The 19,582-nt window shown below is 71.0% G+C and carries 14 protein-coding genes; 2 read left to right on the top strand and 12 right to left on the bottom strand.

From position 1 onward, the window contains the following. Window position 1: 1 nt before the first annotated feature. From AB0M47_RS22405 to AB0M47_RS22380, 6 genes are all read right to left on the bottom strand, one after another. Window positions 2–1,276: a protein kinase gene (locus tag AB0M47_RS22405; RefSeq protein WP_363416863.1), complete on the bottom strand. Its 1,275-nt coding sequence runs from the start codon at window positions 1,274–1,276 to the stop codon at window positions 2–4. 14 nt (window positions 1,277–1,290) lie between these two features. Continuing rightward, window positions 1,291–3,561 (bottom strand): transglutaminaseTgpA domain-containing protein, encoded by a 2,271-nt coding sequence (locus AB0M47_RS22400; protein ID WP_363416861.1) that lies wholly within the window; start codon window positions 3,559–3,561, stop codon window positions 1,291–1,293. Next, the gene (locus AB0M47_RS22395) at window positions 3,555–4,778 is read right to left on the bottom strand and encodes a DUF58 domain-containing protein (protein WP_363416882.1); all 1,224 of its coding nucleotides are present in this window, start codon (window positions 4,776–4,778) and stop codon (window positions 3,555–3,557) included. Before AB0M47_RS22395 ends, AB0M47_RS22400 begins: the two co-directional genes overlap by 7 nt. 14 nt (window positions 4,779–4,792) lie before the next feature. After that, window positions 4,793–5,788 carry a MoxR family ATPase gene (locus tag AB0M47_RS22390; RefSeq protein ID WP_363416858.1) on the bottom strand — a complete coding sequence of 332 codons (996 nt, stop codon included), beginning with the start codon at window positions 5,786–5,788 and terminating at the stop codon, window positions 4,793–4,795. A 35-nt stretch (window positions 5,789–5,823) separates the two neighbouring features. Further along, window positions 5,824–8,394, bottom strand: a complete 2,571-nt coding sequence (locus AB0M47_RS22385) for a fibronectin type III domain-containing protein (protein ID WP_363416855.1) — start codon at window positions 8,392–8,394, stop codon at window positions 5,824–5,826. 175 nt (window positions 8,395–8,569) lie between these two features. Continuing rightward, window positions 8,570–10,144, bottom strand: a complete 1,575-nt coding sequence (locus tag AB0M47_RS22380) for a tetratricopeptide repeat protein (RefSeq protein ID WP_363416852.1) — start codon at window positions 10,142–10,144, stop codon at window positions 8,570–8,572. A 75-nt stretch (window positions 10,145–10,219) separates the two neighbouring features. Here AB0M47_RS22380 and AB0M47_RS22375 point away from each other — a divergent pair, with 75 nt between their 5' ends. After that, complete coding sequence (locus tag AB0M47_RS22375; protein WP_253763911.1) at window positions 10,220–10,474, top strand: Smr/MutS family protein; 255 nt, start codon at window positions 10,220–10,222, stop codon at window positions 10,472–10,474. Between the two features lie 179 nt (window positions 10,475–10,653). Here AB0M47_RS22375 and AB0M47_RS22370 read toward each other — a convergent pair whose 3' ends face one another. From AB0M47_RS22370 to AB0M47_RS22350, 5 genes are all read right to left on the bottom strand, one after another. Further along, on the bottom strand, window positions 10,654–11,595 hold the full coding sequence (locus tag AB0M47_RS22370) for an ABC transporter ATP-binding protein (protein ID WP_363416849.1): 942 nt from the start codon (window positions 11,593–11,595) through the stop codon (window positions 10,654–10,656). Then, window positions 11,592–12,563 carry an ABC transporter ATP-binding protein gene (locus AB0M47_RS22365; RefSeq protein WP_363416846.1) on the bottom strand — a complete coding sequence of 324 codons (972 nt, stop codon included), beginning with the start codon at window positions 12,561–12,563 and terminating at the stop codon, window positions 11,592–11,594. Before AB0M47_RS22365 ends, AB0M47_RS22370 begins: the two co-directional genes overlap by 4 nt. 70 nt (window positions 12,564–12,633) lie before the next feature. Beyond that, on the bottom strand, window positions 12,634–13,512 hold the full coding sequence (locus AB0M47_RS22360) for an ABC transporter permease (protein ID WP_363416843.1): 879 nt from the start codon (window positions 13,510–13,512) through the stop codon (window positions 12,634–12,636). Continuing rightward, window positions 13,509–14,504 carry an ABC transporter permease gene (locus tag AB0M47_RS22355; protein ID WP_253761800.1) on the bottom strand — a complete coding sequence of 332 codons (996 nt, stop codon included), beginning with the start codon at window positions 14,502–14,504 and terminating at the stop codon, window positions 13,509–13,511. Before AB0M47_RS22355 ends, AB0M47_RS22360 begins: the two co-directional genes overlap by 4 nt. A 68-nt stretch (window positions 14,505–14,572) precedes the next feature. Next, window positions 14,573–16,219 carry an ABC transporter substrate-binding protein gene (locus AB0M47_RS22350; protein ID WP_363416840.1) on the bottom strand — a complete coding sequence of 549 codons (1,647 nt, stop codon included), beginning with the start codon at window positions 16,217–16,219 and terminating at the stop codon, window positions 14,573–14,575. A gap of 186 nt (window positions 16,220–16,405) precedes the next feature. Between AB0M47_RS22350 and AB0M47_RS22345 the strand changes: the two genes are divergently transcribed. Then, entirely contained in the window at window positions 16,406–17,464 is a 1,059-nt protein-coding gene (locus AB0M47_RS22345) for a LacI family DNA-binding transcriptional regulator (RefSeq protein WP_363416837.1), read from the top strand. Window positions 17,465–17,544: 80 nt separating this feature from the next. Here AB0M47_RS22345 and AB0M47_RS22340 read toward each other — a convergent pair whose 3' ends face one another. After that, window positions 17,545–19,485 carry a cellulase family glycosylhydrolase gene (locus tag AB0M47_RS22340; protein ID WP_363416834.1) on the bottom strand — a complete coding sequence of 647 codons (1,941 nt, stop codon included), beginning with the start codon at window positions 19,483–19,485 and terminating at the stop codon, window positions 17,545–17,547. Window positions 19,486–19,582 lie beyond the last annotated feature (97 nt).

Below are 19,582 nucleotides of genomic sequence, written 5' to 3'. Positions count from 1 at the left end.
GTCAGTCGGCCTTCTCGGCGGCGTTGACCTTCTCGACGTCGTCGACGGCGGCCCGCAGCGCGGTCGTGCGTACCGGGGTGATGTCGCCGCTCTTCTCGGCGAGGCTCACCCGGTTGCGGAAAGCCTGCAGCTTGCCCTTGATCTTCTTGGCCAGCTGCACGTCGATGATCATGTCGCCGATCTGGGCGTCGAGCCGCTGCGCGACATCTGCCGTGATCTCGCCCAGCGAACGGCCGGCGGTGACACTGTCGCGCAACGCGCCCAGGGCAGTCTTGACCGCGGCGGGATCGGGCGTCGGCGACCCGCTCGGGCTCGGCGAGACGCTCTGGCCAGGGGTGGTGCTGCTGCCGGGCGGCACCGGTGACGTGGAACCGGCCGGGCGCGGGGACTCACTGCCCGGAACCGTGTGCGCGCTGCTTCGCGGGGCCGACCCGGGAGTGGACCCGGTCCACTCGCTCGGCTCGGCGCCGGTGGGCAGCAGCGACGGCAGGGCGCCGGCGGTCACTCCGCCGACCCCGGCCGCGACGACAGCCCCGGCCAGGCCGACGGCGGCCAGCCCCACGCGGCGGCGGCTGGGTGCGTACCGGGGGCGGACGGCCGGCGCGGGGGCGGCCGTGGTCAGGGCGGCGTACGCCGTGGCCAGGTCGCCGGCGGTCTGACCGACGCGGGTGGCTCTTTCGCAGACGGCGGCAAGCGCTGCGGGCACTTCGCGGACGCTCGACTCCACGAGCTGGCCGAGGGCGCGGACGTCGTCGTATTCGCTGGCCGCCTCGGTGTCCCAGCCGAGCTGGGCCGAACCGACCACGCCCAGCAGCACGGCACCGGTCCCGGTGAGCATGACGTTGCCGGCGTCCACTTCGCCGTGAGTGAGGCCGCGCCGATGCAGCGCGGTCAGCGCCTGACCGACGTGCGCGCCGATCTGCGCCGCCTCGGTCGCCGACAGCGACCCGGCGGTCAACCGGTCGCCGAGCAGCTCGCCGTCGATCAAGCTCAGCACGACGAACGGCGTGGGCGCGCCGTCCACGGTGAACGCCTCGCCCACGTCGAGGACGCCGACCAGGTGCGGATGGCTGACCCGGGCGGCCGCGCGAGCCCGGGCTCGCAGCGCGATGAGGCTGTGCTCGTCACCGGCGGCGGTCGGGAAGAACTTGACCGCGACCGGGCGACCCAGCACGTCGTCGAAGGCCGACCAGATCTGCGCACCAGGCGACGCCGCTAGACGCTCCACGAGGAGGTAGCGGCCTGCTATCGGGGTACCCGCGGCGAACCCGAGCATGAGAGGAGTCTGCCTTATCCTCGCCGGTGCCACCGAAGTGGCCCCGGATGAATGGACCAGATGAGCCGCCGCCACCACGAGCGGCGGGAGCGAAGCTCGCCGACGTACGCCGTCGCGCTCGCCCGAGCCCGGTGCGCGTCGTCCTCGGCCAGCCGGCCCGCGCTGAACTCGGCCGCGTTGACCAGCCAGGCGAGGTCGTCGAGCCGGGGCGCCGGCAACCGGACGTGTTTGCGGCCCGGTGGGGCCGCCGCCTCCCCGGCGAAGGTCACGACCTCGGCCGCGGTCAGATGCCGGGGACTGCCCTGACCGGCCAGGCGCAGCGCGTCGGAGACCTCGAGCCAGGCCCCGGCCACCCGGTCGGCCGGGCTGCCCTCGTCGAGCCGCCGGCGTCGCAGAGCCCGGCGGGCGATCAGCAGGGCCAGCACCAGACCGACCAGCACCAGGACGAACAGGCCACCCGCGCCCGCTCCGACCATCGGCAGCACCGAGCCGGCGGCGGCAGCCGAGCCACCCGACCCGGACGGGGCGGCGGCCGAGGCGGAGACCGACTCGGTCGGCAGCGGCTCCTGCGAAGGCGGGTCGGTGGACGGCTCCGGCTTCGGCTTGAACTGCTCCTCCAGCGGTTCAGGCTGCTGACCCGGCCGGGGCAGTGGATCGAACGCCACCCAGCCGACGCCCGCGAACAGGACCTCCGGCCAGGCGTACGCGTCGGAGGCGAGCACCTTCGAGGCGCCCTTCTTCGCGTGGAACCCGACGACCACCCGGGCGGGCAGGCCCATCATCCGGGCGAGGACGGCGTACGCCGCGGCGAACTGCTCGGCGGTCCCCTTCCCGCCGCCGTAGCCGGTCTTGTCGCCGAATAGGAAGTAGTCGAGGTTGGGCAGGGCATGCCCGCTCGGCGCCCCGCCGTCGAGGCGGTAGTGGTTGGCCAGGAACTGCTCGATCGCCGACGCGCGGGAGTACGCCGCGGAGTTGTCGGCGGACAGCCGCTGGACGAGCTGCTGCATCCGCTCCGGCAGGGTGCCGCTGCCGACGGTCAGGTAGCGGCTGACCTCCGGTCCAGTCGGCACGTCCGCGGTGGGCAGCGTGTTCTCGTCCGGCTGCGCCTGCACCGACGTCACGGCGTACGACATGCCCGGCGTGAGGCCGGTGGGCAGCATGAGCGTGCCGCTCTCGACGTCGACGCTGACCCGCAGGCCGTCGACGCGGCGCGCGCTGGCGACCGCGGGCAGCAGCTTGCCGGCGAGGCCGACCACGGTGATCTCCTGGGTGACCGTGGCGTCCTTGACGAGGGTCTGCTCCGCACCGGCAGCCGCGGCCGGCGGGGCGGGCGGCGACGGCAGCGTACGCGCGGCGGGCCGGTACTCGCCGGAGACGTGCCAGGTCACGCCGTCGTAGTCGGGGAGCACCGCGAGCCGGATGGCGCTGTCGGCGCTGAGGTTCGTGTCGAGCAGGTGCTCGGTCGGGTTCACCGCCCAACCGGAGAGCCGGATCAGCGGGTTCTGGTCGAGCGCGTCGAGTTGCGGTGGCGTCACGTACGCCCGGGGGTCGACCGGCGCCTTGTCGACCACCCCGGCCAGCCCCGGTCCTAGCAGGGCGGCGACGGCGACGATCACGGTGACTCCGGCCAACGCGGCGACTGCGGCCCGGACCTGCAACGCGCGCCGGGTGACGGAGTCGATGCGGTCGGTCCGCACCGGATCGGGCGCGGCGGCCCGCGCGGCGCTGGTGCCGGTGAGCGCCAGGGCGGCGATGGCCAGCCCGCCGAAGATCAGGCCGGTGCTCAGCCCGCCGCGATGCGGCCCGACGAGGAACAACGCGCCGCCGTAGAGCAGCGTCGGCGGGAGCAGGCTTAGCAGCGTGCGCCGGGCCCGCCCGGCGAGTTCGGCTGAGGTGAGCCCGGCCAGCCAGGCGGCGATGACGGGGATGACCACGGTGTCGGGCTGCGGTTCGATCGGCACGAGCGCGGTCAGCAGCCGGGGTACGCCGTTGGCCACGGCGTCGGCGGCGACCTCGGGCAGGCTGCCGGGGACCTCGGCCTGCTTCGCCGACAGCCACACCGCCAGCGCCAGGTACGCCAGCAGCCCGAGCACCGACAGGGGAGCGTCGGTGTAGGACGGCAGCCGCCGCACCGCCACGGCGAGCAGCACACTGGCCACGCCCGCCCCGGCGACGAGCTGGAACAGCAGCGGACCGTCGTAGATGCCGCCGAGCGTCCACCCGGCCAGGACGATCATCGCCGCCAGCACCACCGGTACGCCGAGCGCGCGGACCAGCCTCACCATCGGCCGACCCCCTCCCACTCGGCGGCGAACTCGGCGCCGTCCTCGGCGCGTAGGAACAGCATCCCCGCGCCACCTGGGTGTGGCTCGTCGGGTCCGATCGGGCCGAGGATCCCAGTTACCACGGTGGCGAAGGTGCCGCGCAATGCTCCGACCAGCCCGAGATCCGCCACTCCGCCGATGCCCGTGAGGTAGACGAGCGTGTCACCGGGCCGATGCTGGCGCAGCCGATTGGCCGCGTTGGCGAGCCGACTGTCCACAGTGTCTGGCTCATCGGCGGTAGCCGATGGTGCGACCTCCGCGAGGGCGTCGAGCTGCGGTTGAGCGCTGCCCCGGTGACCGGCGACGGCCCGCCCGCCGACGGTGTGCAACACGATGGGCAGGTCCTCGCGGACCGCGGCCGCGATGACCGACGCGGCCGCCTCGCAGGCCCCCTCGAAGGCGGCGATCTCGCCGTCGGGCTCGGCCGGCGCAGTCCATGATTCGGCCCGGTCGTCCAACAGCACGACGATCCGGGGCAGGCTGGTGTCGAGGTGCTCGCGCACCATCAGTTCGCCGACCTTGGCGCTGGTCCGCCAATGCACGTGCCGCAACTCGTCGCCCATCACGTATTCGCGCAACGTGTCGAACGTGATGCTGCCGTGGGGAACCCGGTCGATGCGGCCGTCCATGCTGCGGCTGACACCGGCCGGGACCGCCTGCAGCGGATGGATGCGCGGATGCACCCAGATCGAGGCGGAACCGCCGTGGTCGCGGCCCAGCGACAGCAGACCCAGCGGGTCGCGCCGGGTCACCCGCAGCGGGCCGACCTGGATCACGCCCCGCCGCCCGGTCGGCACCGGATAGCCGACGTCCATGGTCGCGCCGGCGCGCAGCCGCAGCACCGGCACGGCGACCGCGACCTTGTCGTGGACCGTCTGCCCATCCACACCCAGGCGACCGCAGGAATCCTCGGCGACCAGGCTCGCCGCGAGCAGCCGGCTGGAATTGCGGACCGTCAGGACGACATGGCTGCCCTCGCCGCGGCCGACCCGGTCGGGGTCGACCGACCGGTCCACCTCCAGCCGAGGCCGCCAGACGCCGTAGGTGAGCGCGCAGCCGATCGCGACGAGCGCGGTCGCGCCGACCACCACCAGCTCGGGATAGCCGAATCGGATCCCGGCCAGCGCCAGCAGCACCCCGCCGACGCCCAGGCCGAGGCCACGCGGCGTGATCGGCAGGCGAGCCGCGAACCTCATCGGGACCGCGAGTCAGCCTGACCGGGCAACGGCACCGGCACCGACTCGATCGCGTCCTGCAAAACCTCAGCGGCGGTCACCCCACGCAGCTGCGCGTCCGGGGTGAGCAGGATGCGGTGCGCGAACACCGGCTCCACCAGAGCCTTGAAGTCCTCCGGCAGGACGAAGCCACGGCCCTCGGTCAAGGCGTACGCCGCCGCCGCTCGCGTCAACGCGATCACGCCACGGGGGCTGACCCCGACCCGGACGTGCTTGTGGTCGCGGGTCGCGGCGGCCAGGCGCACCGCGTACGCGTAGAGCGGGTCGGCGGTGTGCACGCGCTGGGCCAGCCGGATCGCCTCGGCGACCGTGTCGGTGGAGCAGACCGGCTCGATGGCCTCGGGCGAGCGGATGTTGGCCCCGCGCAGAACCTCGATCTCGACCAGTTCGCTCGGATAGCCGACGGACAGCTTCATGAGGAACCGGTCGAGCTGCGCCTCCGGCAGCCGGTAGGTGCCGTCCATCTCGACCGGGTTCTGCGTGGCGACCACGAGGAACGGGCGCGGCACCGCGTGGCGTACGCCGTCGACGGTGACCGTGCGCTCCTCCATCACCTCCAGCAGCGCGGACTGCGTCTTCGGCGAGGCGCGGTTGATCTCGTCGGCGATCACGATGTTGGCGAAGATCGGGCCCGGGTGGAACTCGAATCCACGCGACGCCTGGTTGAAGATCGTGACGCCGGTGACGTCGGAGGGCAGCAGGTCCGGCGTGAACTGCACGCGCCGCCACTGCCCCTGGACGGCGCTGGCCATGGCGCGGGCCAGCGTCGTCTTGCCCACGCCGGGCACGTCCTCCAGCAGGACGTGCCCCTGCGCGAACAGGCAGATCAGCCCCAGCCGCACCACCTCGGGCTTGCCGAGGACGACCGTTCCGACGGCTCCGGTGAGCCGGGCGGCCAGGTCGGCGAACGCGGTGACCTGCGCGGGGGTCAGCGGCGGCTGGGGCTGGTTCACGTCATCCCTCGTGTGTCGTCGTGGTCGGGGCTAGGTCAACAGGCTGGTAGGTTGCCGAACTCTCCGTCGGAGATGTCGGTGTACGCGAGCGGGATGTAGTACGGGTCGTTGACCATGACCCAACCGGTGCTGCGCCGGTTGTTGTTCTCTCCGGCGGCGTTGATGCTCACGCCCGAGCCCCGGCAGATCGGGTTGATCGACTGACCGTCCCGATGGTAGACGCCGTTGGCACAGCAGCCGTTGGTCTGCTCGAGGTAGCCGTCGCCGTTGTCCTTGTACTCGTAGACGCCCTCGGAACAGCCGTTGCACTGCGAGGTGGCGGACAGCTTGGTCGTCCGGGCGGTGCCGGAGGCGGTGTAGGAGCCGGCCGCGTTGCTGACCACCAGCGTCCACGAGTACGCCTTGTCCGCCCGGTTCACGCCGACGCTGAGCTTGCTGCCGTTGGCGCAGGAGGTGTCGGTGACCGACGACTGCCCGGCGATCGTCAGCTTGCAGGTGACGGCGTCACCGGTGAAGGTCGCGGCGACCGCCACCGCCGAGTACGTGGTGCTGGCGCTCTCGGCGCTGCGCACCGGCGCGGCCAGCGTCTTGGCCGTGTCCTTCGCGGCCGGGCCGCTCCCGGCCTCGTTGACCGCCACCACGGAGACCTGGACGGTCGCGCCGTCGGCGAGCCCGTTCCAGGTGAGGCTGAGCCCGGTCGTGGACTTCGTCGTGCCGTTGACGGTCACCTGGTATTCGGTGATCGGGCGGCCGTTGTCCGAGCCCGGCGTCCAGCTCACCTTGATGGTGCCCTTGGCGCTGGTGACGGTCGTGGCGGACAGGCTCTTCACCGCGGCCGGCTTGGCGAACGGAACCACCGTGTTGCTGACGACCGACGCCTTCGAGGCGACGCCGATGTCGTTGACGGTGATCACGCTGAACGTGTACTGGGTGCCGTATTCGAGGTCACCGGCCTTGACGGTCAGGGCGTTCGTGGTGGAGGTGCCGATCGGCGCGTTGACGCCGTTGGACACCGCGGTCACCTCGTAGCGGGCGACGTTGTGCCCCTGGCCGTTGGCCTTGTCCCAGGTGACCGCGACGGTGCCGTCCGGCTTCTCGACCGCCTTGACGGTCAGCGGCGGGTCGGGGACCTCGAAGCTCGGCGTGACCGTGTTGCTCGTCCGCTTGGGCCCGGTGCCCTTGGCGTTGACCGCCCACACCGTGAAGCTGTACTTCTGGCCGTTGACCAGCCCGGTGATCACCAGCGAGCGTTGGTCCGCGCCCACCTGGAAGGTCTGGCCGTTGCCCTCCACGACGTACTTGAGGATCGGCGAGCCGTTCTCCGACGCCCGGCCCCAGGTGACCCGGGCCTGCGTGTTGCCCGCGACCGCCTTGAGGTTCTTGACCGCGCCCGGCTTGCCGACCGGCGGGGTGGGCGGCGGAGGCGGCGGCAGTTTCGGCGGCTCGCCGCCGAGGACGTCGTTGACGAACTTGTCGACGACCTTCACGTCGCCGTTGTCGTCGACCACCCGCGCCGACGCGGCGTTGGGCGCGTTGATGAACAGCCGGTTCTCCCGGACCTCCAGGTCGATCGGCCCGTTGGCCTCCTTGAAGGCGATGGTGTCCAGCAGCTTGCCGTCGCGGTCGAGGACGTAGATCGCGCCGTTGGTCTCGTCGGCGACGTAGAACCGGCCCGACCAGGCGACCGCGGGCTTGAGCTTCGCGCCGGCCCCCGGCACGGTGAAGTCGGTGACCTTCTCCCCGGCGACGACGAAGACGTGCTTGCCGTCGACCACGGTGACGGGCACGTCGGGCCCGTTGGTCCGGGTCGGCAGCGCGCCGGTGCCCTGCAGGTCGAGGCCGACCTGGCGCTGCTGCTCGTCGATGACGGTGGTCAGTTTGCCGTTGGTGCGGTCGAGCACCGCCACGCCGCTGTCCAGAGTGGAGACGACGAGGTCGTGGCTGCGGTCGGCCACGGTCACGGTCTTCACGGTCGTCGGCGAGGCGCCGCCGCCGGTGCCGCCGGCCGTGGGCGCCGGTCCGGTCGGCTCGATCGCGGCGATCGTCCCCTCCTCGGGGATGGCGATCCAGAGCCGGCCCTTGCCGTCGAAGGTGCCGCCGGTGATGCCCGGCGGGAAGTGGATGGGCTCGCCGACCCCGGCCAGCGTCCGCGGATCGATCTGGCGGACCACGCCCTGCGCCGGGTCGATGAGGAACGCGGCATCGCCGTTGAGCGCCACCGTCACCCCGAGACCGGACGTGCTGCCAGCCGTGCCGGACGACTGCAGGGTGGCGAGGTCGAAGGCGTCGAGCTTGCCGGTGTTGACGTCACGCAGCACGAGGAAGCGGTCGGTCTGGCTGACCTGCAAGGTGTGACCGGCCGAGTTCGGCACGCCCATCCGGGTGTCGACCCGTCCGGTGACGCCGTTGACCCGGGCCATCTCGCCCTTGAGCGAACTCCACAGCCAGGAGCTGGAGTCGTAGTTCGCCGCGGCGTGGTCTTTCGCCCCCAGCCCGAACCACGTCAACGCCACCCCCGCGACCAGGGCCAGCACCGTCGCGATCGTGACGATGCCACCCTTGGTGCGGGCACGGCGTCCGATGGCGCCGGGTGACAGATCCACCATGGTTCGCCCTCCCCCTTCGCGAGCCGGCTCAGCCGGCACGCTCGTATGGCGTTCCTCCCTGAAGCCGGACGTCATCATAGGTCCCCGCGCCGACATCGAAAAGGCGCGGTTGTCCGTCTGTGGACAATGTCGTCCGGACTGACCGAGTACTCACCCGGCGCGGCGAAAGCGATGCTCAGCTGGGCTTCGCGCTGCCTCGCGTCGTGCATACGGGCGTCGATTCATAGATCTCCGCACCCGAGTAAATCGTCACGACGCTGAAACAATAGGAGAACTTGGCATTGAGTCCAGTGATCGTGAACGTGGGCTTCGCCCCGAGGTTGCCGGTCACGAGCTTCATCGCGTCGCGGCTGGCGCCCATCTTCACGGCGAACCCGGCCGAACCGCCCGCCGGATCGGTCCAGCGCAACGTGATGGAATCGCCCCGGTCGCTGATCGTCAGGTTGGTGGCCGCACCGCGCGGCGCACCCGTCGACTGCTGCGACTCGGTGGTCTGCGGCCCGGTGCCGGACGGCGTAGTGCCCCGGCTGAGCATCAGGACCACGACGACGCCCGCGGCCACCACGGCGACCAGTGCGGCCGCGACCGCCGCCGCCATCGCGCCCCGGCCGCGCTTCTCCACGATGACCGACGGAGCGGCGGTGAAGACCTGCGACGGCTGGGCCACCGGGATCGGCGGCGGCGCGATCGGCTCGAGGTCGGCGGACTCGTCGACCGGGTTCTGCGCGTAGCGTACGGGGCCGCTCAGGGACGGCAGGGGAGCGTGCTGCACCGGTACGGGCAGCATGTCGGTCCGCTCCGCCAACGCGGCGCTCGGCACCTGATCGGCCATCATCGGGCCGTCCTGCGGCGCGCGTTGCGGCAACCCCGGCTGCCCGGCGTGAACCGGCTGCCCCGGCTGCCCCGACTGCCCCGACTGTCCTGCCTGGCCGGGCTGTCCGGACTGTCCAGGGTGGACGGGCTGTCCGGACTGTCCAGGGTGGACGGGCTGGCCCGGCTGGCCGGGGTGCACGGCCGGACCCGGGTAGGCGGGCTGACCCGCCTGTCCAGGGTGGGCGGGCTGACCGACCTGGCCCGGATGGACCGGCGGCGGCACGGCCAGCACACCGGGCGCCGGGCTGTACGGCTGCCCCGGCACCGGCTGCCCACCACCGGGCTGTCCACCACCGGGCTGTCCACCACCAGGCTGGCCCATGCCAGGCTGGCCCATGCCGGGCTGGCCCATGCCGGGCTGGCCCATGCCGGGCTGGCCCATGCCGGGCTGGCCCATGCCGGGCTGGCCCATGCCGGGCTGGCCGGGCACGGGCTGCGCCGGAGCCGGCGGGCTCTGCGGGCCGAGCCAGGCGATCGCCTCGCGTACCTGGTCCTCGAGCCCTTCGACGCCTCCGCCGTGCGTCGCCACCCGCGCGTAGTGCTTGCGCGCCTCGTGCTTGTTGCCGAGCGCGTCGGCGACGTTCGCCAGTTCGAAACTGATCCGCAGCAGCACCGGCTCGGACTCGTCGAGCCGCAGCAGACCGGCCTGCAGCGCCTCCTCCAGTACGCGCCGCGCCGTGGACGGGTCGCCGGCCCGCCGATGCAGCGTCGCCAGCAGCAGAGCCGTGGCGAGAATGTCCGGATGGTCCTCGCCGTACTGGAAGGTCGCGCTGTCGAGGCTGTCTTCGAGCAGCATGCGGGCCGAAGCGAGGTCGCCTCGGTCGCGCAGGGCACGGGCCTGCGCCCAGACGTCGGGGAGGTGGGTCGGCTGCGGCACGCGTACATGCTGCCGCGTCGGCGCAAGATTCACCAGCCCGTCGTCCACAGGCGGGACGGACTAAGCTGGCGGACGATGAAGCTCGTATTGGACCTGCACGACATCTTTAACAAGGGCGGCGAAATCGATCGCGCGCTCAACGGCATCGTGCGCGAGGCGATCGCGAAGAAGGCCACCCTGGTGGAGATCATCCCGGGGAAGGGTTCGGGCCAGCTCAAGAAGAAGGTCCTGCGCTTCCTCGACCAGAAGGAGATCAAGGCGCTCTACCACCGGGTGGAGAAGGACTCCAAGAACTTCGGCCGCATCTTCGTGCACTTCCGCCACAAATAGGGCCAGCCGCCCTCCGTAATACCCGCCGCGATCGGCGCCAGATCAGGGTTATGCCTGGAATCTTGGCCCAAGATCGCAGGCATAACCCTGATCCGCTGGAAACCCGGAACCCGCCCGCCCGGGAGCCGGAAACCCGCCCGCCCGGAAAGCGCGCCCGCCGCGGGGGCGAGGAAGCCGTGTCAGGGGGCGAGGAGCCAGCACCGAGCGGAGTGCGACTCCGACCCGGCGACGCCGAAGGTCGGCACCGATTCCGCGCACTGCGGCATGGCGTGCGGGCACCGGTTGCGAAACAGGCAGCCGGTCGCGGGCGGTTTCCCGCCGCGTACGACCAGGGATTCCCGGGCGGGTCGCACGGTCGACGGGTCGGGCGCGGCCGCCGCGAGCAGCTGGGTGTAGGGGTGGGCGGGGCGCAGGATGACGTCGTCGCTCGGGCCGCTCTCGACGATCTGACCCCGGTACATGACCATGATCGACGTCGCGAAGTAGCGGGCAGTGGCGAGGTCGTGCGTGACGTAGAGGACGGCCAGGTCCTCCTCACGTTTCAGCTCGTCGATCAGGTGCAGGATCTCCAGCCGGATCGACACGTCGAGCATCGAGACCGGCTCGTCGGCGAGCAGGATGCGCGGCCCGGGGGCGAGCGCGCGGGCGATGGCGACTCGCTGCCGCTGGCCGCCCGACAGCTCGTGTGGGTACCGGTGGGCGACCTGGTCCGGTGGGGTCAGGTTGACGCGGCGTAGCAGGTCGACCGCGCCCTCGGCGGCGGTGCCGCGTTGGGCACGCCCATGCAGGAGCAACGGCCGGCGCAGGTGGTAGCCGATGGAGTGGGCCGGGTTCAGGGAGGCGAACGGGTCCTGGAACACCATCTGGACCTGCCCGCGATAGGCGCGTTTCGGCCCCGGCGGTCGCCCGTCGAGCAGGACGCGGCCGGAGGTCGGCCGGGTGAGCCGGGCCAGCATCCGTGCGATGGTCGACTTGCCGCTGCCGCTCTCCCCGACGAGCGCGACGGTCTCGCCGGACCGCAAGGCGAAGGAGACGTCGTCCACGGCCGTCAGCCGAGTGCGCTTGCCATGATCGCGCACGGTGAAGACCTTGCTCAGGTTCTGGACTTCCAGGCTGGTCACGCCGTCACCCTCTCCTCTACGAAGTGGCACGCCACACCGTCCAGCAGCGCCGGCTCGGTGGAACAGGGCTCGAAGGCGTGCGGGCAGCGTGGGGCGAACGGGCAGCCGCCCGTGAGCCGGGCCAGGTCGGGCGGCGTACCGGGGATGCCGCGCAGCGCTTCGCGATCGCCGCGCAGGCTCGGGAACGACCGCAGCAGGCCCTGGGTGTAAGGGTGGTGCGGATTGTCGAGGATCTCCCGCGACGTCCCGGTCTCCACGAACCGGCCCGCGTACATGACGGCCAGCCGGTCGCTGATCTCCAGCAACAGCGACAGATCGTGGGTGATGAAGACGACCGCGAAGCCGAACAGCTCGCGCAGGCGATCGATCTCGTCCAGGATGTCGCGCTGCACGACCACGTCCAGCGCCGTCGTGGGCTCGTCCATGACGATCACATCCGGTCGCAGGGCCAGTGCCATCGCGATGGTCACGCGCTGCCGCATCCCGCCCGAAAGTTCATGCGGGTACGCCGAAAGCCGTGCCCGGTCGATGCCGACGAGGTCGAGGAGTTCTTCGCAGCGCTCCTCGACCGCCTTGCGGGGCAGGTCGGGTTCATGGGTGGCGAAGACGTCGGCTACCTGTTTGCGTACCGTCATCACGGGGTTCAGCGAGTTCATCGCCGACTGGAACACCATCGCGATGCGCCGCCAGCGGAAGGCGCGCAAGGCGTCACCCGCCAGCCCCAGGACGTCGACGGGGTCTTCACCGGGTCCGGTGAAGGTGATCGAGCCGCCGGTCAGCCGGGCGGGCGGACGCAACAGCCGGGTGATCGCGTACGCCAAGGTGGACTTGCCGCAGCCGCTCTCCCCGGCGATGCCGAGCACTTCGCCGCGGGCGAGGTCGAAGCTGACCTGGCGGACCGCCCGGACCGGATTATGCCGTCCATAGTCGACGGTCAGATCCTTGACGCTGAGCACGACGTCGCTCATCTGTTCACCGGCCAAACGGCGGCCGGCGCCCCGATGAAGGGCCGACTGTGCCTGCCGCTGATCGTTCCGATCACGAGGCCTCCTTGCGCAGCCGCGGGTTGACCCGCTCGTCGATGGCGAAGTTGATCAGCGACAGCCCGGTGCCGAGCAGCGCGCAGAACAGGCCGGGCGGCACGAACCACCACCAGGCGCCCCGGGGCAGCGCCGAGGCGGAGAGCGCGTAGTAGAGCATCCCGCCCCAGGAGCCGGAGGCCCCGCCGGCCAGGCCGAGGAAGGCGAGCCCGACCTCGACGAGTACGCCGCCGAGCACCGCGAAGACGAACTGGGCGGCCACGATGGGGGCGAGGTTGGGCAGGATCTCGAAGGCGACGATGCGCCAGCCGGGCTCCCCGGCGACCCGGGCGGCGTCGACGTAGTCCCGGTTGCGCAGCGACAGCGTCTGCGCCCGCAGGACGCGAGCCGGTCCGGCCCAGGCGGTGACGCTGATGATCGCCGCGATCATCAGCAGACCCTTGGTCTCGGTGTAGTCGGTGATCAGGATGACCAGCGGCAGCCCGGGCAGCACCAGGAAGACGTTGCTGAGCAGGGAGAACGACTCGTCGAGCCAGCCGCCCAGGTAGCCGCCGACGACGCCGACGATCAACGAGAAGGCGGTGGCGAACACCCCGACCAGTACGCCGATCGTCAGCGAGCCGCGGGTGGCCGACATCAGCTGGGCGAGCACGTCCTGACCGGTGTTGGTGGTGCCGAGCCAGTGCGCGCCCGACGGCGCTTGGAGCTGGTCGTAGCTCAGTCCGTCGGGGTCACCGGTGAGCAGGGGACCGAGGACGGACAGCAGCACGAACGCTCCGGCGATGCCCAGTCCCGCCAGCAGTTTGCCGGACGGGCGGCGACGCGTACGCGGAACGTCGGTCACCGGCGCGGTGGGAGTGGCGAGCACGGCGGTCACGCGCGGGCCTCCTGTCGCGTACGCGGGTCGATGACGCCGTAGAGCAGGTCGACCAGCAGGTTCGCCCCGAGCACGGCCAGCGAGATGATCAGGAAGATGCCCTGCATCAGCGGGTAGTCGGCGCTGTTGACCGCCTGGATGAGGGCGAAGCCGATGCCGGGGTAGTTGAAGACAATCTCGGTGGCGATCTGGCCGCTGACCACGAAGCCGAGCGAGATGGCGAACCCGGCGACGCTCGGCAGGACGGCGTTGCGGGCGGCGTAGGAGAGCATCACCCGGCGCGGCGACAGGCCCTTGGCCTCGGCCATGACGACGTAGTCCTCGGCCATCGTGGAGACCATCATGTTGCGCATGCCGAGCATCCAGCCCGCGACGCCGGACAGCACGATGGTCAACGCGGGCAGCGTCCCGTGATAGATCGCGCTGCTCAGGAAGGCCCCGCTCGCCTCCGGTCCGGCGAAGGTGGCGACGTCGTAGCCGAAGTTCAGCGGGAACCAGCCGAGCGTGGAGCCGAGCAGGAAGAGCAGGATGAGCGCCAGCCAGAAGTACGGGATGGCGGCGAGGAAGGTGGTCGACGGGATCAGGCCGTCGATCCAGGTGCCGCGCTTCCAGCCGGCCAGCGCGCCGAGGCCGACGCCCAGCGCGACGGTGATGGTCAGGCTGACGCCGACGAGGACCAGCGTCCACGGCAGCGACTGCGCGATGACCGTGCTCACCGGCACCGGATAGTTGGCGATCGACAGGCCGAAGTTGCCGTGCGCGAGGTTCTTCAGGTAGCCGAAGTACTGCACCCACAGCGGGTCGTCGGTCACCCCGAACTGGAGCTCCAGCGCGCGCCGGTACTCCGGCGGCGGCGGTGAGGTGGCCTGCACCCGGGACAGGAACAGGTCGACCGGGTTGCCCTTGATCAGGCGGGGGATGAAGAAGTTGAGGGTGACCGCCGCCCAGGCCGCGATCGCGTAGAACCCCAGTTTGCGCAGGACGAATCGCATCCATGCCTCCTTTCTCGACGCGCGACGCGGCCCGGCCCCGGCCGTCGCCGGGGTCGGGCCGCACGGGGCTACGCGGGGTTCAGGTTCTTCGCGACGATGCCGCAGTCGGGCTCGGAGAACGGCAGCGCGAGCGCGTACGGGTTCTCCTCCGACGGCCAGCCGGTGGCGTGCAGGGTGCGGAACTCGGCCAGCGAACTGGACTGCTGGATCGGGATGTACGGGGTGTCGGCCACGATCTCGTCCTGGATCGCGTAGATCTGCTGCTTGATCGCGTCGGTCTGGTCCGGCGGGGTGGCGGCGATGGCGGCCAGGGCCGCGTCCACCTTCGCGTTCTTCCAGCGGGCGTTGTTCTGGTTCGCCGGCGGGATGCTCTTGGTGCTGCAGATGTTGTAGTACATGAAGTACGGGCTCGGCCCGCCCCACGCGTTGTAGATCGCCATGTCGAAGTCGCCGCTCTGCAACGCCGCGATGAAGGCGTTGTAGGACAAGGCGTTCGGCTTGAACTCGATGCCGACCTCCTTGAGCAGCTGCTGCACCACCTGCATGGTGGCCTCGTAGTCGGTCCAGCCGGTCACCAGGCTGCAGGTGAAGGAGAGCTTCTTGCCGTTCTTGGCGTAGATTCCGTCGGCGCCCTTGGCCCAACCGGCGCCCTCCAGCAGCTGCTTTGCCTTGTCGGGGTTGTACTCGACCTTGGCCTCGGCGTGCTTGGGCGAGACGTAGCCGGCGAAGGTCGGCACCACCAGCTGCAACGGGCTGGGGATCGCCCCGAGGTCGGCGAAGGCCAGCTTGATGATCTTCTGGCGGTCCAGCGCCACGTTGATCGCCTGCCGGACGGCCGGGTCGGCGAACAGCGGCTTGGTCAGGTTGGGGATCAGGTTGGTGACGTAGAGGAAGGACTCGTTCTTGAACTTGTTGTGCGCGGAGTCCTTGCTGATGAACTGGCTCTGGATGTCCGGGATGAAGATGCCGGCCCAGTCGAGCTGCCCGGAGGCCAGCGCGGTGGTGGCCGCGTCGTTGCCGGTGAAGGACCAGAAGCGCAGCCCGGCGATCTTCGGCTTGCCGCTGTCCCAGTACTTCGGGTTCTTCTTGAGCACGTAGCTCTGCGCGGCGAAGGAGTCCTTGACGAACGGGCCGGTCCCGACGGGGTTCGCGTTGACCTCCTTGGTCGGGTCGGCGATCGGCTCCCAGATGTGCTTGGGAACCATGTAGGTGCGGCCGGCGATGTTCCACAGCTCGGTGTAGACCGCGTCCTTGAAGGTGATCTTCACGGTCTTGGCGTCGACCACGGTGGCGTCGACGATGTTGGTGCCGTTGGCGTTCAGCGCCGGGTTGTTCTTGCGGTAGAGGAAGTTGAAGGCCACGTCCTCGGCGGTGAACGGCTTGCCGTCGTTCCACTGCACGCCTTCGCGCAGGGTGAAGGTCAGCGTCTTGCCGCCGTCGCCGAACTCGTACTTGGTGGCCAGCAGCGGCTGGACGTCGTCGGCCTTGGCCTGGTTGAAGAAGAAGAGCGGCTCGTAGATGAGGCCGCGGGTGCCGTTCAGCGGGGTCGGCGCGAACTGGTTGTAGTTCTCGGTGAACTGGCCCGAGGCGCCGGCGAACACGTTGAGGATGCGCTCGGCCGGGGGCTTGGCCGACTCCTCCGCGCACGCGGCGAGGAAGGCCGCGATGCCGGCGCCGGCGGTGGTGCCGAGGAACTGCCTTCTGCTCAGACTCATGGCGTCTCCAGTGAGGGGTCTGGGAAGCGCTCCCAGAGATCGGCGGATGTTTCGCGGAGATGACCGTCAGGTGTCTGCGATCACAGCACTGAACCGCTTAAGTGTCAATAGCTCATGACAGATAGGCATTGACCGCTTATCGTAAGCCTGTTTGCCTTAACCGGTTCTTGGCCGCAAGATGGAGCGATGCACAGCGGCAGCTCCAGCCCGGCCCGAGTCGGCGCACCCCGGAAGACCATCGGCGACATCGCCAAGGCGGCCGGCGTCTCCAAAGGCGCGGTCTCCTATGCGCTGAACGGCAAGCCCGGCGTGTCCGACGCGACCCGACAACGGATCCTCACCATCGCCCGGGACCTGGGCTGGCATCCCAGCAGCGCGGCGCGTGCGCTGTCCGACGGGCGGACCGGCGTACTCGGGCTGATCGTCGACCGGCCGGCCCGGACGCTCGGCATCGAGTCCTTCTTCATGCAGCTCATCTCCGGCATCGAGGCGACCCTGTCGGCTCGCGACGTCGGGCTGCTGCTCCAGGTCACCGACGACCAGGAGAAGGAGATGGCGGCGTACCGGCAGTGGTGGGCGCAGCGCCGGGTCGACGGCGTCATCCTGGTCGACCTGCGTCGCGACGACCCGCGGGTGCCGCTGCTGGAAGGGCTCGGGATGCCGTGCGTGGTGATCGGCGGGCCGGAGGGACTGGGCACGCTGCCCGGCATCTGGAGCGACGACACCGGCGCCGTCACCGAGGTCGTGGAGTACCTGGCGGCGCTCGGCCATCGGCGCATCGCCCGGGTCGCCGGGCTGCCGGGGCTCTACCACACCGCGCTGCGCGATCGCGGGGTCGCGGCCACCGCCGAACGGCTCGGCCTGCCCGAGGTCGCCACCGTGTACGCCGACTACACCGGCGAGGAGGGCGCGCGTATGACCCGGGCGCTGCTGTCGCGGCGGCCCATGCCGACGGCGGTGATCTACGACAACGACGTGATGGCGGTGGCCGGCGTCGCGGTGGCGCACGAGATGGGTGTCGACATCCCGCGCGAGCTGTCCGTCGTCGCCTGGGACGACTCGCCGCTGTGCCAGCTGGTGCACCCGCAGCTGTCGGCGGTCAGCCGGGACATCGCGGCCTACGGATCGCACGCGGCGGAACGCCTGCTGGAGATCGTCGACGGCACCACCTCGGCCACCGCTCAGGACGCGACACCCAGGTTGGTGCCCCGGGGCAGCACCGCCCCGCCTAGTGGGCAGGACTAGGTCCTGCCCACTAGGCGGAGCGGTGCACCGCTGTGTCATCACGGGGGACTAAGCCCATCCGGTTCACGCCGCGTCAGCCATCACCGCGCCGTGTCTCGGAGAACGCGTACCCCAAAAGCTTGTAGTTCGACCTCGGCCACCTCGTGACCGGCGGCGAGATCGCGCAGCCCGGCCGGGGCGCCGTCGGCACGGACCGGCGCGACCGTGACCGGCTCGTCCGCCGCGTTGATCAGCCAGACGAACCGGTCGCCGTCCGCGTGGCGCAAGGCGTCCACGAACACGCGCGGATCGGCCACGCGGACCGCGGGCCGCACGCCCGCCAGCTCGGCCAGCGCGGCATAGAGCCGGCCGGTGGCGTCCGGGTTGACGTGCGGCGTCGCGGCCGCCATGGCTTCCAAGGGGTACGCGCAGAAGACGATTCCGCCGGCGCCGACCGCCCGGCGCAGCAGAGCCGGCCGGCCGAACGGATCCACCGCGAGCACCTCGGCGTCGACCGCCTGCACCGGCAGGTACGCCCGCACGTGCTCGTTGCCGCCCACCACGAAGTCGAGCGCGTCGCCGGTCCGCAGCCCGCCGAAGTCCTGGGTGACGGTGAACCGGACGGAAGGGCCCTCGACCCGGTCGACCAGGCCGTAGCGCAGTTCGTGGCGGACGCCGAAGATCCGGTCGACGCCGGCGTACCAGGGGCCGCGCTGGTTGTCGGTACCACCGTCGCAGTAGGACACGAAGACCGTCGCGCCCGCCTCGGCCAGCTGCTCCAGCCGCCGCCAGCCGGGCGCGGTGAGCTGCTTGAGGCTGGGCAGGACGTAGAGCCGGCAGCCGTCGGCGATCCCACCGGGCGCGTCCTTCGAGCTCTGCCGGATCAGCGCGGGCGGCAGGTCGGCCGACCGCAGCCCCAGGTACGCCTGCTCGACCGCGCCGAACGTGACGCGCCGCTCCCGCTCGTCGGTGAACTGGTACGCCGTGTCGGCGTGCGAGGTGAGCACCAGCCCGACCTGGCTGTCCTCCCGTACGCAGCGCGGCAGGTCGACGGCGTCGAGGATCTGCCGGAACGCCGCCATCTCCCGCAGCGACGCCTTGGGCTGCCCGTGCACGTCGGTGACCCCGAAGTGCAGTTCGAACGGGTGATGCGAGTACGGCGCCTCGTCGAACAGGTCGTCGAAGTCGGTGTTGTTCCAGCCGACCCAGCCGGTCGAGCCGGCCAGCAGCGACGTGTGCAGCAGCTGGCGGTACCAGTGCCCGACGTTGTCGTCGGAGACGAAGTCGCTGGAAGCGCCGAACTCCTCCAGCACCACCGGCTTGCCCGCCACGTGCGCCAGTTCGCACGTGTACGCCGCCCGCCAGTGCTGGCGTACCTGGTCGTCGCCCATCGGGTAGACGTGCGGGCCGATCCAGTCCTGCAACGGACCCAGCTCGGCCAGCCGGAAGCCGCTCTCGACGCCGCTCTGCTCGATCGTCCAGGCGCCGTCGCCGATCGAGACCGGCTGTGTCGCGCCGCCCGCACGTAGCCCGGCGACAAGGAGCTGCGCCCAGGTCGACACGGTCTCGACGGTGCCCCGCCCGCCGTAGAGCGGCATCTCGTTGGACAGCAGCCAGCCGCTGACCGCCGGATGCCCGGCGAACCGGCGGGCGACCTGCTCGGCGAACCACGCCTGGCGGCCGACGAGCCACACGTCGCCGTAGAGGTCGCGACCGCCGCGCCAGGCCGGGTCCCAGTTCTCCCCGGACATGTGGCCCACGATCAGGGTCGGGATCGTGCTCAGCCCGTACGCCGAGTGCTGGTCCAGGAAGTCGCCGAAGCGCGCCATGACGTCCTCGTCGAGCCGGTCCGGCGTGGGCATGGCGTCCGGCCAGAAGAAGAAGCTCCGGGTGACGGTGAGCCCGTGGTCGGCGAGGACCTGCAGCTCTTTGGCCACGACCGCCGGGTCGTAGCGGGTCCACATGCGGGGTCCGCCGACCCGGGACCAGAAGTTGACGCCGAGCAGCGGCTCACCGGTGAGGACCTGGAGGGGACGGTGCATGGAGTGCTCCCGTGATCGTGAGGGATGGGCGTGCCTGCGATCACAGCACTGAACCGTTTAAGTGTCAACACGCTAGCCATACGGCCCTCCCCGCCGC

This window comes from Hamadaea sp. NPDC051192, from assembly GCF_040682475.1.
In the GTDB taxonomy this organism is placed as follows: Bacteria; Actinomycetota; Actinomycetes; order Mycobacteriales; family Micromonosporaceae; genus Hamadaea; species Hamadaea flava.
This window is presented reverse-complemented; position numbering and strand designations above follow the sequence as displayed.